Raw genomic sequence first — 13875 nt, forward strand, 5'->3', positions numbered from 1 at the left:
GTAATTTAATCCCGGGTTTGTGGCGCGATAAATATTAAGAAACGATAAAGAAAAACCGTGTTCATCCCAACAATTTGTCTTTCATGAGGCCCAGACTTAGAATCAGCAGCCATCACCGAAATCGGCGTGTTTGTTGTCTCTGATGCGCGAACGTCGTTTTTTCACGCATACGTTCGCCGCGCATTCTATTTCAATTCTGGACCCGTATGAGTAATAACGGCGATTTGAAACCGGAAGGGCCCCCGACGCTCTTCGAATCCCAGTCCGAGACCGACGAGAACGGACACACACGCATCCTGGCCAGCCTGGAAGGCCGGGTCGGTGCGTCGGGCAAGGCCCCGCAAAAGAAGGGGCGCCGCTATGGCATCGCGGCAGCCGTCGCCGTGCTGGTGGCGGGGATCGGAGCTTGGCTCGTGTTCAGCCCATCGCGCGAGCCGACACCCGGGCCGGTCGCGGAGCAGGCCGCCCCGGCTGTCCAGGCGGGCGCCCAGCCGGCCGCGCCGGTGGCGGAAGCGGCGTCCGTGCCCGTGGTTGCCGAGGCGGCCAGCGCGCCGCCGGCCGCCGCCACGATCGTCAATGTGGAAACCGACGAGCAGCGCGCACCCGACAAGTCCGCCAAGGAGGCGCCGCCTCCCGCCAAGGCCCTCGCCAAAGCGCCGGCCGGCGAGCCGCATCCCGCCGCATCGGCAGCGGCCGGCAATGCGGCGAAAACGGACGATACGGCTCAGGGCCGCGCGGAAACGGCCAAGCTTGTCGCCAAATCGACATTGCACGCCGATAAGGACGCGCCATCGGCCAAGGCCAAACCGCAATCGGCCGCAAAACCCGCGCGAAACCGTAAAGGCGCATTGACCGCAGATGATCCGGATGCCGATCTGCTGGCGGCATTGCTGGCGCCGCATCCTGCGAATACCGGCAAAGCGCCCAATCCGCCGAATCACGGGGGGCAGTAACCGGTCGTCGCATTCGCCACGTTGCGGGATTGCCGGGCGAAGGAGAGGCCATCGGCGCGGTATCGCGTCATTCAACCAACGCGTGCACGCCGGCTTCACGAAACCGCCCGTGATGCGCCCGCAGTTTCGGACAGCGAATGGACGTAACGACCCTTCTCCAGAACCTCTTCGCTCCCGCGCACCGCCTGTACGCGCTGGAAGGCGAAGGCCCGATCGCGGAACTGGCGGTGGAGGCGTGGCTCGGCCGCGAGGCGTTGTCCGAGCTGTTCGAGTGGCGGGTGGTGGCCGCCAGCGCCAACGCGCGCATCGCGCTCGAATCGTTCATCGGCCAGCGCGTGACGCTGGTCACCACGCTGGCCGACGGCACGCAGGCCCGGCGCACCGGCCTGATCCGGCAGGCCGAGCAGCTCGGCGCCGATGGCAGCCTGGCGCGCTATCGCCTGACCGTGGTGCCGTGGTTCTGGCTCGCCACCCAACAGCGGCACAGCCAGGTGTTCCAGAACCGGCCGCTGGCGGACATCCTCGAACAGATGCTGTCGCCGTACGAGCCCTATGCCGCATGGCGCTTCGCCGCTGGCGCGGAAGACCGCATGGCGGCGTTCGGCACGCGCACGCACATCGCCCAGTTCCGAGAGACCGATTACCGCTTCGTTACGCGCCTGCTGGCCGAGGCGGGTCTGGGCTTCACCACCGTCGAGGATGAGCAGGCGCCCAGTGGCCACGCGCTGCTGATCTTCGCCGACAGCCCCCGGCTGGCCGAGGACACGGCATCCGCTGCCGAGGGCGGCATCCGCTACCACCGCGCGCACAGCCAGGAAGAACGCGACGCCATCCAGGCGTTGATCTGCCATAGCCGCACGGCGGTGGGCGGGGTGGCGGTGGCGGCCTGGGATGCGCAGGCCAAGCGGGCCTTCCGCGCGCACGTTCCCTCTCGGTTTTGCGGTATCGCGGGCAGCCCGGATGCCTATCTGTCGATCAGCTCGTCGCTGGCGCCGGATACGGCCAACGCCCAGCGCATCGCCGAGCAGGTGATGGAGAGCGTCGAAGCGCGCGCTCGCCTGTTCATCGGACGCGGCTCGGTGCGCACGCTGCGCAGCGGCACGCGACTGAAGATCGTGGACTGCCCGCACCTGCCGAAGGACGTGGACGGCCCGTATCCGTTGCTGATCGACTTGGTCGAGCACTGCGGCATCAACAACCTGACCGCCGACACGCAGGCAACATTGGCCCGGAAGCTGGGCGGGCTCGACGCCGCACTGACCTTCGACACGCCGCCCAGCCCACCCGAATCCGGCCCCGGCCCGTTCGGCTTCATGGCGCCACACGAGGTCATCGAACGCTTCACGCCGACGGCGGACCTGCTTACCGCCGCGCGCGCCCACGGCTACGCCGGCCAATTCCGCGCGGGTGACGCACGCCGGCCGTGGCGACCGGTCGTGTCACACCCCGACACCGGCCGCCTGTACGCCGAGCCCACCGCCAGGGGCGTGCAGAGCGCCATCGTGGTCGGCCCGACCGGCGAGACCGAGGCCAGTGGCGATGCGGAGCACCACACCACTCCACGGGGCCAGGTCCGCGTCCGCTTCCCGTGGCAGCAGGGCGAGCGGCCGGACGACCGCAGCCGCCGCTGGCTGCCGGTCGCGCAGCGGCAGGCCGGGGCGGGCATGGGCTGGCAGTGGCTGCCGCGCATCGGCCAGGAAGTGTTGGTCAAGTTCCAGGAAGACGATATCGACCAGCCGGTGGTGATCGGCGCGCTCTATAACGGCCAGGGCGAAGCGGGTATCGCGCCGACCCCGGGCGGGCAGGTCGCCAAGGGCGTCAGGCAGGAGGCCGACCCGGAGACCCTCTACCGTTTGGGCAGCGACAGCGCCGCCAGCGCGCAGGGCAACCTCGCCGCCGGCCACAGCCCCGCATGGCACGGCCTGGGCACCGAGGCCGAAGGCCACCGCAACGCCGCCGCCCTCAGCGGCTTCAAGAGCGCCGAGCATGGCGGGCGCGGCGCCAACCTGCTCGTCTTCGACGACAGCGACGGGCAGTTGCGTACGCAGTTGGCCACCACGCAGGCCTACAGCCAACTGAACCTGGGCCACCTGATCCACCAGCAGGACAACCGGCGCGGCAGCTTCCGGGGCCAGGGCTTCGAGCTGCGCACCGATGGCTATGGCGCGGTGCGCGGCCAGGCCGGCGTGCTGCTGACCACCTACCGCGATGCCACGAACGGCAAGGCTGTGCCGACCGGCGACAACGCCGCCGGCATCGCGCTGATCCGGCAGGCCAAACAGCTCACCGCATCGTTGAGCCAGGGCGCCACCACGCACCAGACCGCAGCCCTGTCCACCGCCAAGGACGACAACGCGCCGCTCGCCAAGCAGGAGACGGCTGCCTCGGGCATGGTCGACGGCAAAGCGCTCGATGCGGCCCGGCAGGACGCGGCCGCAGGCAACACCACCACGCAAGGCAAGGTGCCGCACCAGAGCGATGCGACGGTGCAGCTGGCCGGCCGCGCGGGCCTGGTGGCGATCGCCGGGCAGGACCTGCAATTCGCCAACGGCGAGAGCATCGCACTGGCCAGCGGCCAGGACACCAACGTCGCGGTGGGCAAGCAGGCGCGCATCCATGCGGGGCAGGGCATCGGCGTGGCGGCGGGGCTGTCCAAGGCGGGGGACGACAACATCGGCCTGCAGCTGACGGCGGGGCAGGACAGCCTCGACGTGCGGGCCCAGCATGACGCGCTCGGGCTGCTGTCCAAGGATGACCTGAAGCTGGCGTCGGCGAATCTGCATGTGGACTTCGCGGCGGCCAAGCGGATCCGGCTGGCGACGGCAGCGGGGGCGTCGATCACGCTGGAGGGCGGGAACATCATCGTCGAGACGCCGGGGCGGATTACGTACAAGGCGGCGCAGCGCAGCTTTGCGGGGCCCACGCACGCGTCGCGCGATATGAACACGTGGTCGCACAGTGCGTTTGACGATCGATATGTTTTGCGCGACCAGGTCACGCACGAGCCGCTGCGGAATACGCAGGTCGAATTGCGGCGTGGTGACGGTGCGGTACTCAAGCTGGTCACCGATGGAGAGGGCCGCCTCCCTGTGCAGAAAGGTATTTCCATGGAGCGCGTGCAACTGCGCGTGCTGGGAAAGCTCTCCGGCAAAACTTAAGAGAACGACTCACCGATGAGTAGCGAGCCCAACCAGCCCAACGAAGACGTTGTCATCCTCAGGACACGTGACCTGGACGGAAAGCCGGTCTACGAGACGCACCTGACGCCAACCGACGACAGTCGCCCCAAGGTTATCGAAACCAAGCTGCCGGCGGTGATCCCTCTCGTGTTCATACCGGGCATCATGGGGACCAACCTCAAGAACAAGAAGACAGGGGAAGCGGTCTGGCGGCCACCCAATATGAGCCTGAACCTGGCGGATATTCTCGGAGTGGTTTCCGCGCTGGCGACATGGGGCTTCAAGGGGCCAAAGACACGGCAGCGGATCCTGAAAGCAGAAGACTTGACCGTGGACGACAGTGGTTCAATCGACACGGGCAAATCCGGCCTGCACAAAGAGACCGCTCGCAAGCGCGGGTGGGGCAGCGTATTGCGTACCTCGTACAACCCCGTGATGGCGCTGCTTGAAGCTCGCACCGACCACATTGTTGCCGGTCGCAAGCTGCAATCATGGTGGGCCGACGAAGCCCTGCGCCAGCCGGCCGAGTTTGGCGAGGAGACCGGGAAGCCGACCGCATTGACGGAAGAAGAGCTGACCAAGGCCGCCCGCTACGATTACGACGTCTGGTGTGCCGGCTATAACTGGCTGCAGCCAAATCGGCAATCTGCTGAAGACCTCAAGCAATACATCGAAAACACGGTGCTGCGCCACTACGGTGAACAAAAGCCCCCGGTGCCCGCCGAGAAGGTCATCCTGGTGACCCATTCCATGGGCGGGCTGGTTGCGCGCGCGCTGACGAAATTGGTCGGCTACGAAAATGTCCTGGGTGTGGTGCACGGCGTGCAGCCGGCTACCGGGGCGCCGGCTATCTACCATCACATGCGCTCAGGGTATGAAGGGCCTGAGCAGCTGATTCTCGGGGCCAATGCGGGCGAGGTGACGGCGGTTGTTGCGAATTCGGCAGGCGCTTTGGAGCTGTGTCCCACGTTTGACCATCGTGGCGGGAAGCCATGGCTGTTCCTGCAGGACGAGCAAGGCAATGTCGTCAACGATGCGGACGGCTTGGCATGCGCTTATCCGCGCGGCGGCAATCCCTATGAGGAAATTTATAAGAATCCGGCTTGGTTTGGGTTGGTGCCGGAGCAGAATGAGAAGTTTTTGGATTTGTCGGAAAGTGGGGACGGTCCAAAGACTGCTCGAAGAAGTAAATTCAATTACTTGATTGATACGGTAGAGGCATTTCACCGTGACTCTGGTTTTGTCGGTAAGTATCATGATGATACGTACGTTCACTATGGGGCAGATGGTGCCAAGAATATGCACAGCTGGCAGGATATAGTTTGGCGTGGATTCGCTGTGGATTTTAAAAACGCGGATGCTGTTTCCAAGAACGGCGGAAATGGAAGTTACCGCCGCCGAGATTTTCGAACTGCCCCAGAGTTAACGAAGGTTAGTGGGAGGGGGGATGGGACAGTGTCCGTGTTCTCCGGCGAAGCACCGCGTGATGCGGGTGTCAGAGCGAGCTTTCGACATGGCTCGGATGCCGAAGGCTCTGCCAATGAAGGTCATAAAGGTTACGAGCATCAAAGCAGCTACAACGATCCACGCGCACAATGGGCAGCGCTTTATGGAATTATCAGGATCGCTCAATCGGCTAACTGGCATCCCAACGATCAATCATGATTCGACGATATTTGATTGTTTTGTTATTTGTTTTTATTGCGCTGATGAAAAATGATGTGATTTTTGCGGAAAAGGCGCCTGGGGATATTTTGATGGATAAAAATGGTTGGTCTACTCATTGCTTTGGTCGCTACCTCGTAGATTTGCCGCCGCAGGCAAAAATTAATTCGTCTTATAAAATATGGGGTGATGATGTTGAGTATGTGCCGGGTAAGGGGCCTGGGAATCTCAGTGCGGAAGTAAGTAAGCGAGAGGTTGAGCTTAAGAATGAAAAGCATAAGAAAATTGACGGAAGTATGTTTGTCCGTCGTCAAGCTCATCACAATGATTCGTTCAGCATTGTTTCTTGGAAGGCGCCGTACAGCAAGGAGCTAATGTGGATGGATACGTACCTCGTGACCAGCGGTCCATGGCGTGTCTTTCGCTATTCCGGTGATGTCGCTCCCGAGAAACTGGACTCGGCTCTTAGCTTTGCTGACTCCCTTTCAACCAACATCCGCTCACGCGATGACCATGAAATCCCGATCGGTCCAGGATTTTGCATCGACCAGGGATTCATCGCCGGCAGCGACTATCGCTCGGAGGGATTCCAGGTCGGCATCACGTTGCCTCAGCATCCCAACGCTCTGATTACGATCGACGCGAGTACGGGAGCGGAGCAGGATCGGCTCCTGAAGCGTGTGGACAAGTTCTTTGCAACGGCTGTTGCCGGTCAGTTGAGCGGCTTGAAGATCCTCCGCAAGCGGCAGCGCAATGTTGGCCCTATCGAGGCAGAGGAGTACGCCACGGCCGCAAGCGGCAACGGGCAGCGCGTGTACGCATTCGCGTGGGAATCGCAAGGCAAGGATAAGTCTTTGTCCGAGCAGAATATTGTGGCCGCGTTGAAAGTGCTGGAGCAATCTGTGATCACGGAACACACCCCGTACCGACCGGCGTTCAAGTCGGATGAGGAGGCGCTGCAATTGTGGGACGCCATCATCGACTCGATCCGTCTTCGCCCAGGGGCCGTGTAGCCGATGCCTTGGAGTGACTTCCTTAAGTGGCAGGGTGCTCAGTTCCTGCCGCAAACAACCGCACCGTGCTGAGGCATCGGGGTTATCCAATTGGCAAACCATCGACGACCATTTGTGACGCCCCGCGTCCTTCTTACTCTGCTCGCTACCATTGGAGCCGTTTTGTCTTGGGGTTTCTGTCGCGCAGAGGTTACAACGATGAGAGAGCAGGTGAGCCACGCTGGTTGGAAGACATTTTGCTTCGGGCGTTATCTTGTAGATTTGCCACAGCAGGCGAAAGTGAGCGCGGTATACAAGATTCGAGGAAAGAACATTGAGTTTGTCCTCGGAGAAGAGCCTGCGAAATTGAAGTCGAGAATTGATAGGCGTGAAGCGGAGCTAAGAACGGCAAGGCACGAGACGTCGGGGGCGATGTTTGTTCGCAGGATTCCTTTGAACAACGGCTCGGAAATTCTATTCTCGTGGTCTTCGCCGTATAGCAAGGTGATGTTGCGAAGTGATGTCTATCTGGTCGCAGCAGGGGCGGCGCGGGTATTCCGGTATGGAGGCGACGTCTCCACCGACAGAGAAAATGCTGCGATTCAAAATGCTGCCGATCTTGCAGCCAACATTCAATCGTTAGCAGACAAAAAAATCCCTGTGGAGCCAGGTTTCTGTATCGACAAAGGATTCATCGCCGGCAGCGACTATCGCTCGGAGGGATTCCAGGTCGGCATCACGTTGCCTCAGCATCCCAATGCTCTGATTACGATCGACGCGAGTACGGGAGCGGAGCAGGATCGGCTCTTGGAGCGTGTTGACAAGTTCTTTGCAACGGCTGTTGCCGCGCAACTGAGCGGCTTGAAGATCCTGCGCAAGCGGCAGCGCGATGTTGGCCCCATCGAGGCAGAGGAGTACGCCACGGCCGCAAGCGGCAACGGCCAGCGCGTGTACGCATTCGCATGGGAATCGCAAGGCAAGGACAAGTCTTTGTCCGAGCAGAACATTGTGGCCGCGTTGAAAGTGCTGGAGCAATCTGTGGTCACGGAACACACCCCGTACCGACCGGCGTTCAAGTCGGACGAAGAGGCCCTGCAACTATGGGACACCATCATCGACTCGATCCGGCTCCGGCCGGGGGCCGTGCAGCCGATGCGTGCGTTAGCCAGTCCATGAAACCCCAAAGCCCCCTGGCCGCAGGGCGAGCTGCCCGAGCTTGAAATGACGATGCCTGGATCGCAGCATCAACGGCGTCGGGCCAAGTCAAACGTGTTATCTAACCAAGGAGAACCAGTGCAAAAGCAATCCCTCATCACCCTGTTTGCAGCCGTGTGGTCGTGCGCAGCCATCGGCGCGGCGCACGCCTCGACGCATCCGGCCTCGAGCAGCACGGGGCCCATCGCTGCCAAGAAGGGCACCGCTGCCAAGGCTGGCCACAAGGGCAAGCGCAGGGCCATCGCTCGTAACCGCAAGGGCAGCACTCAGGCCGATCTCGATCCGGATGCCGAAGTGCTGGCGCAGGTGCTGTCCTCGGACAACAAGAATCCGCTTTGGAGCGGTCGCCCGAATCAGTGACCAGTCGGGCAAGGGGGGGGATCGAAATGAGAAACACGTCCGTGGCATCGCGCCGGGGCTGACCTTTCGCATGCGGGGCACGCGCTTGCAGCGGTTCCGGATCAAGTCGAGCCGCAATATATAGGGTACTGGATCATGCGCATCAAGCCCCTGCGCATACACATCCCGCTATTGCATCTCTTGAGCTTTGTTGTCGTGGCTGCGTTTTGTGCGCTTGGTTTTGACAGCCACGTGAATCCCATTGTCTGTGTCGTGGGGGGCTGCGGCCATGCTGATTGGCTTGATATTCGCGATTGCCGAGCTATTTCGACGGAAAAAATGCGATCGCTCTTTCGCATTTCTTGGGGCTTTTTCTGCTGTTGCCAATGGCCTTGTTCGCCGAGTCTGTGATATTGAGTGCGATCGGCCTGTCTGCAATGAAGGGGCTACTCTACTAAAAGAAAAACCACCCGAAGTGGTTCTGTATTGTGGTGCCCAGTGAAATCTTGCTCATGTGCCAATAGCGGAATCGGCGGTGAGCACCATGCTGGAAGACGGCCATCTGGCGATGAACTGCCTGGTGCAGGGGCGCGCGGGTGCCGGATATCATCCAGGGCAGGACGACCGTGGCGGGAGCCACCGAGGGTTCAGGCCCCCATCGCCCAGCCGAAACCCTGCGGCACGCCAGCCGCGTGCCCACCGGCTTGGACCCGCTCCACTACGATTAACGGCCCCATCAAGCGCTGAAGATGACAGCCAGGCCGAGGCATTCGCTTCATCCGCTCAACCCATACAGGTTTTGCCGGGTGACTACCCCACGCGGGAAACATTCGCCCCCGGCTTGTTGCGCGGCGTGCCTCTGCCGAACGCACTGAAAATCAACCAATTTTTTGAATCATTGTCAGATCCGCTGTCGTGCTGTTTCGCGATCAGTAAGCTGACAAATTCATTACATCCCCCCTCGAAATCCGAAAAAAGTACTATGGCGATGCGGTGTCGCAGTCGATATTCTGCGGGGCTCGCGGGATCGGGCGATTCCATATTCGGTTTTGTTTCGGATTCTTAACAATAGCCGTGTTGTTATCGAGATGAACATTGAAGGGCGGGAGTCACGCGTGACGTGATTTTCTGAAGAAGCGGCCGGTGTCGGTATTCCATCAACGGCACCGGTCCGACAATACTAAAAGCGAGAGAGACAAGAAAATGGCTGCTGTCATGGTCGCCCCCGGTGGTGCTCGCCGGTGCGAGGCCGATCCCTGCGCGCGAAATGCGCACCTCGAGCGTCCGCGGACGCGGGCGTTCCGATCTGCGGGGCATCCGCTGCATCGTCCCAGTCGGCCGACCGTGTGTCATGGCGCAGGCGCGGCCAGCACGCGTACGTCCGAAAACGGGTATTCCCGGTGCGGCGGCCGGCGATGAAAAACGACTGCCGGGGCCCGCGGCGCGCTGGGGATGGTTCGCATGATTCGAGGTTGCGCGGCCCATTCTTCCTCCATTGAGCGATTGCATCGGGTGGCGATGCTCGCCATCTGATTCGAGCGGGTCATCCCGGGAATATTGCGAGCCGACCGGAGATCGGAGCGGTTTCCGGCGAGCCGGAGCACGTCCGTTTGCCGGAGCGGCTTGGGTCCGCCTTTTGCGCGCAGCGGCGCATGCCGTGTCATGGCCTTCCGAGCTCGACGCCTGAATCGTTGTTCTCCCGTGTGCTTTGTGTGTGAGCGTGCTGTACCGCTTGCGGGCGGACTGTGCATTTCTATTGAGCCCCACCATAGAAATCGAGATCGTCATGAAAAATTGGCAAGAAGATCTGCTGGATATTTTCTCCGACGCGCAGGCGAGCACGTCGGACGTGTTTGAGCACATCGAGGCGGCGGCGCTGGCGCTGGGGTTCGAGCATGTCGCCTATGGCTTCAAGGCACCGCTGCCCCTGAGCGAGCCCAAGGTGGTCTTGCTGAACAACTACCCGCAGGCCTGGCGCGCGCGCTATCTGGAGGCCGGCTACCTCCACGTCGACCCGAGCGTTGCGCAGGCGTGCCGATCGCAGGCGCCGATCGTCTGGTCCGACCGGTTGTTTCAGGACGTGCCCGCGCTATGGGATGAGGCGAAGGCGCACGGGCTGCGGGTCGGCTGGGCGCAATCGAGCCTGGACAGCCTGGGGGTGGGCGGCATGCTCAGCCTGTCCCGCTCGTGCGAGCCGCTATCGGCGCGGGAGCTCGCCGAGAACACGCGCCGGATGCAGTGGCTCGCGCATATGGCGCACGTGGCCCTGTCGCGGCTGCTGCGGGCGGACGTGGCCGGATATTCCGACGATAACCTGACCAACCGCGAGGTGGAGGTCATGAAGTGGACGGCCGACGGCAAGTCGGCGCAGGACATTGCGGACATCCTGGCCATCTCCAAGAACACGGTGGATTTTCACGTGAAGAACGCCGTCAAGAAGCTGCACGCGGTCAACAAGACCGCGGCGGTCGTGCGCGCCGCCATGCTGGGGTATCTGTTCTGACATGCGTGGCGCGAGCCATGTCTTGCGTCGCGTTTCTCCGGTCGTCTTGTGCTGGTGGCGCCGGTGCAGAAATTGTATTTCTCCAGGGTTATGCAATTGCGGTCGGGGTCATTTTTTCAAAAACATGAATCCATGCCCTACGAATAATCGTAGGTTACAAGGCGGATAAAGAAGATCAATATCCGCCCAGCATGTTTTGCAGGAGAGGGGCGTGAGGGTGCTTTTTGGCGATCGGGAGACACTGAAACCGGTCGCTGTTTCCAATCTTGGTCGCTATCGCTACAAGGTATTCGTCGAGCGCCTGAAGTGGCACTTGCCCTGCGAAGCGGGGCATGAATTCGACCAGTTCGATCGCAGCGACACGAAGCATTTGATCGCGCTGGGTCAGGGCGAGGACATCGTCGGTTGCGCACGGCTGCTGCCGACCACGCGCCCCTATTTGCTGGAAAGCGTCTTTCCGACCCTGCTGAATGGCCAGCCGCCGCCGAGCAGTCCCGAGGTGTGGGAGCTGTCGCGATTCGCGGCGGTCGATTTCAGTGAAGACACGCCCTCGCTGCTGAAGCAGTTTTCCGTGCGTGCCGCGGTGGAGTTGCTGCGCATCAGCATGGCGTGCGCGAAACACTGCGGCGCCAAGAAATTGGTCACGGTGTCTCCGATGGGGGTGGAGCGCTTGCTTGCCTGGGCCGGATTTTCCTGGGTGCGTGCCGGTCATCCCCTCAGGTTCGGAGATGACCTGGTCGTGGCCGGATATATCGATGTCGCCTGACTGAAACGAATGGCCAAGAACATGCCTGGACATGCCACCTACCAAAATCGGTAGTTACGCATTTTTCCATTCAGGTGTGAAATTTTCGATGTCCGAAAAATTGTCGAGCGTGCGGTGAGACCTGTTTTCAATCGATTGAACATGACGATGTCCGTTGCATTGGCCCTGGTCGCGATGACGGGGAATGCCAATGAGCATGCGCATGGCCATCGGTTTTCTCATGCATATGATGGGGCCAGCCTGCCGGACTATCCGGATGTCATTGGCGAATCGATCCAGATCCCGGGCGGCGGGTATGGCGCGGGCGCATCCGCCTTGCAGACGCCGGCCGATTTGAACAAGGCCACCTTCTTGCGCGTGCGTTCGGCGCTGGATGGTGAGCATCCCGGGAAAGCGCATGCCGTCATTCTGGCGATGCCGGGGTTTTCCAGCACGCCGGCAAACTGGCTGTATCTCAGCGCCCAATTGCTGCACAAGGCCAACCTGCGCAAAGGCGGGTGCCGGGATGGCTTGCGCGCGGCGGATTGCCGTGTGGAAGTGTGGATCGTCCAGCGCCGCGGCGCCCACCTGGCGGATACCGCCGGTGCCCGTGCCGCGATCTTGAGCGCAGACCCCGAGCGCGCGGTTGAATACTATTTCGGGCGCTTCATCATGGGGAGCGATGGCCGCTTCGCGCTGGATGGCCGGGGCAAGTTCCCCCTGGCGTCTCCACGGTCGCTGGTCGGGGGCGCCGGTGCGTCCTGGCGGCCGCTCGAGCAGGGCGATCTGCCTTTTATCGCGGATTGGGACTTTGAAACCTATGCCCGCGATATCGACCGGATGCTGGCCCTGGTGCAGCAGAAGGCCGGCAGCAAGAACGTATTCCTGGCCGGGCATTCGCAGGGCGGCAGTTTTGCCAGCCTCTATGCGGGTCGCTTGCGGCCCGACGGCACACGCGGCTTTCAGCATCTGGCCGGCATCGTGATGCTCGATGACGCGGGCGCTTACGGGGCGGATGGCTATCCGTCCGTGTCGCAGGCCGACGCCCATCGCCGGACGATCGATGCGCTGCGCAGCGGCCGCAGCCCGGTGTACACCGATGCAGCCGGCATCAATCTGGCGTCCGGGCCGGCCTCGGCGGCGCGCGAGATCGCCAGCGTTCGCTACTATGCCCAGGAAGATGCCTCGGCCGAGTCGCTCTTCGCGCCGCGCCAGGCGGGGATGATCGTTCCGTCCCAGCAGTTTCCGGGGACGACGGCCGACACGGCGAACGCCTTCCTCGGCCGGATCCGGCTGTCGCACCTGGCGCGCGCCGGCATGAATTTCGACGTCAGCCCGACCCGCTCCGACTCGCCGGCCCACGGCCCGCTCCAGGTCAATCTGCAGGAGCCGATGGTGATGGCGGTGGGGCAGAGCATGGGCTTGCTGGACTTCACTGCGCAGCAGGGCACCCGGCAGGAATGCGACGCCGGCTCGCTGCCCGGGCTGTGCGTGCCGTTGCTATCGCAGATCGCGCCCGATCGGGTGTATGGCTGGCAAGAGGCTGGCGGGCAATCGAGCCTTCCGCGCGAGGCCAGGATCGGGGTCAGCCGGGCGCTCCAGTTCATGAAGGCCTATGCCTGGACGACCAATCGCACCAACATCCGCCCGGTGAGCCACGTCTTTGCGCTCAGCGGCAGGCGGACCGTCGACGCGCGCGAAGTCGTCACCAGCAACTGGTATCCCTCCGAACGCTATGACGCGGACATCCGCTTCCTGAGCGGCGGGACGAAATTCACGTTCACCCACGACGGGGAACAGGTCGATATCGACAAGACGGCCATCGATATTCCGCTGTATTACGCCCACCGGGCGCCGCCGTCGGCGGCGATGCCCTCGGTCTTTCCCAAGGTACGCGACTACACCTATATCGGCCCGGCCGGCACGCTCCAGTCGCCGGTCGCGGCCGGCAGGTCGCGGGTCGCGGCGGGCATCAGCACCAAGTACTACCGGCACACCGATTACGTGTCGGCCGACGATACGCTGGGGGACACCCGCAATGCTCCGCCCCCCGGTGAACCGGGCAGCAGCCTGGTCGCCAACACGTTGCTCGACTGGGTCCTGGCACGCACCGGTTCGGATGCGGCGCGCGTGCCGGCGCCCTGGCAGCTTGGCGTAACGCGCAGCCGGTGACGGGCGCGGGCCCGCGTATCCGGATGGCGCCGGTGGAAGTCCGCGAAGACTGCGTCTGCCCTGTGGTTCGCGCGATGTTTCGGCAGGGCTCGCGAACCGCTGTCTGCGACGC

The 13875-nt window shown here is 62.5% G+C and carries 9 protein-coding genes; all 9 read left to right on the forward strand.

Annotated features, from left to right (window positions below; genetic code table 11):
• Positions 1-206 precede the first annotated feature (206 nt).
• The 9 genes from GO999_RS17890 to GO999_RS17930 all read left to right on the forward strand — a co-directional run bounded on the left by GO999_RS17890 (position 207) and on the right by GO999_RS17930 (position 13763).
• The gene (locus GO999_RS17890; protein ID WP_011004065.1) at positions 207-953 is read left to right on the forward strand and encodes a hypothetical protein; all 747 of its coding nucleotides are present in this window, start codon (positions 207-209) and stop codon (positions 951-953) included.
• A 137-nt stretch (positions 954-1090) separates the two neighbouring features.
• Positions 1091-4111: a type VI secretion system Vgr family protein gene (locus GO999_RS17895; RefSeq protein ID WP_211907064.1), complete on the forward strand. Its 3021-nt coding sequence runs from the start codon at positions 1091-1093 to the stop codon at positions 4109-4111.
• A 15-nt stretch (positions 4112-4126) separates the two neighbouring features.
• Positions 4127-5797, forward strand: coding sequence for a Tle4 family T6SS lipase effector (locus GO999_RS17900; protein ID WP_211907065.1), 1671 nt, complete (start codon positions 4127-4129; stop codon positions 5795-5797).
• The gene (locus GO999_RS17905) at positions 5794-6810 is read left to right on the forward strand and encodes a T6SS immunity protein Tli4 family protein (protein WP_011004068.1); all 1017 of its coding nucleotides are present in this window, start codon (positions 5794-5796) and stop codon (positions 6808-6810) included. The genes GO999_RS17900 and GO999_RS17905 overlap by 4 nt, the downstream gene beginning before the upstream one ends.
• 210 nt (positions 6811-7020) lie before the next feature.
• The gene (locus GO999_RS17910) at positions 7021-7965 is read left to right on the forward strand and encodes a T6SS immunity protein Tli4 family protein (RefSeq protein ID WP_249215108.1); all 945 of its coding nucleotides are present in this window, start codon (positions 7021-7023) and stop codon (positions 7963-7965) included.
• A 117-nt stretch (positions 7966-8082) separates the two neighbouring features.
• Positions 8083-8364 carry a hypothetical protein gene (locus GO999_RS17915; protein WP_016723220.1) on the forward strand — a complete coding sequence of 94 codons (282 nt, stop codon included), beginning with the start codon at positions 8083-8085 and terminating at the stop codon, positions 8362-8364.
• Between the two features lie 1765 nt (positions 8365-10129).
• On the forward strand, positions 10130-10846 hold the full coding sequence (gene rasR / locus GO999_RS17920; protein ID WP_016723217.1) for a transcriptional activator protein RasR: 717 nt from the start codon (positions 10130-10132) through the stop codon (positions 10844-10846).
• Between the two features lie 211 nt (positions 10847-11057).
• Positions 11058-11612 carry an acyl-homoserine-lactone synthase RasI gene (gene rasI, locus GO999_RS17925; RefSeq protein ID WP_019719459.1) on the forward strand — a complete coding sequence of 185 codons (555 nt, stop codon included), beginning with the start codon at positions 11058-11060 and terminating at the stop codon, positions 11610-11612.
• Between the two features lie 159 nt (positions 11613-11771).
• A complete protein-coding gene (locus GO999_RS17930; RefSeq protein WP_021155956.1) occupies positions 11772-13763 on the forward strand; it encodes an alpha/beta fold hydrolase in 1992 nt (663 codons plus the stop codon).
• Positions 13764-13875 lie beyond the last annotated feature (112 nt).

The sequence above is a fragment of the Ralstonia nicotianae genome (assembly GCF_018243235.1).
GTDB lineage: Bacteria > Pseudomonadota > Gammaproteobacteria > Burkholderiales > Burkholderiaceae > Ralstonia > Ralstonia nicotianae.

Excerpts from the sequence above, each read along its gene's own strand:
- GO999_RS17890 (WP_011004065.1), top strand. The coding sequence starts at position 207 with ATGAGTAATAACGGCGATTTGAAACCGGAAGGGCCCCCGACGCTCTTC.
- GO999_RS17895 (WP_211907064.1), top strand. The coding sequence starts at position 1,091 with ATGGACGTAACGACCCTTCTCCAGAACCTCTTCGCTCCCGCGCACCGC.
- GO999_RS17900 (WP_211907065.1), top strand. The coding sequence starts at position 4,127 with ATGAGTAGCGAGCCCAACCAGCCCAACGAAGACGTTGTCATCCTCAGG.
- GO999_RS17905 (WP_011004068.1), top strand. The coding sequence starts at position 5,794 with ATGATTCGACGATATTTGATTGTTTTGTTATTTGTTTTTATTGCGCTG.
- rasR (WP_016723217.1), top strand. The coding sequence starts at position 10,130 with ATGAAAAATTGGCAAGAAGATCTGCTGGATATTTTCTCCGACGCGCAG.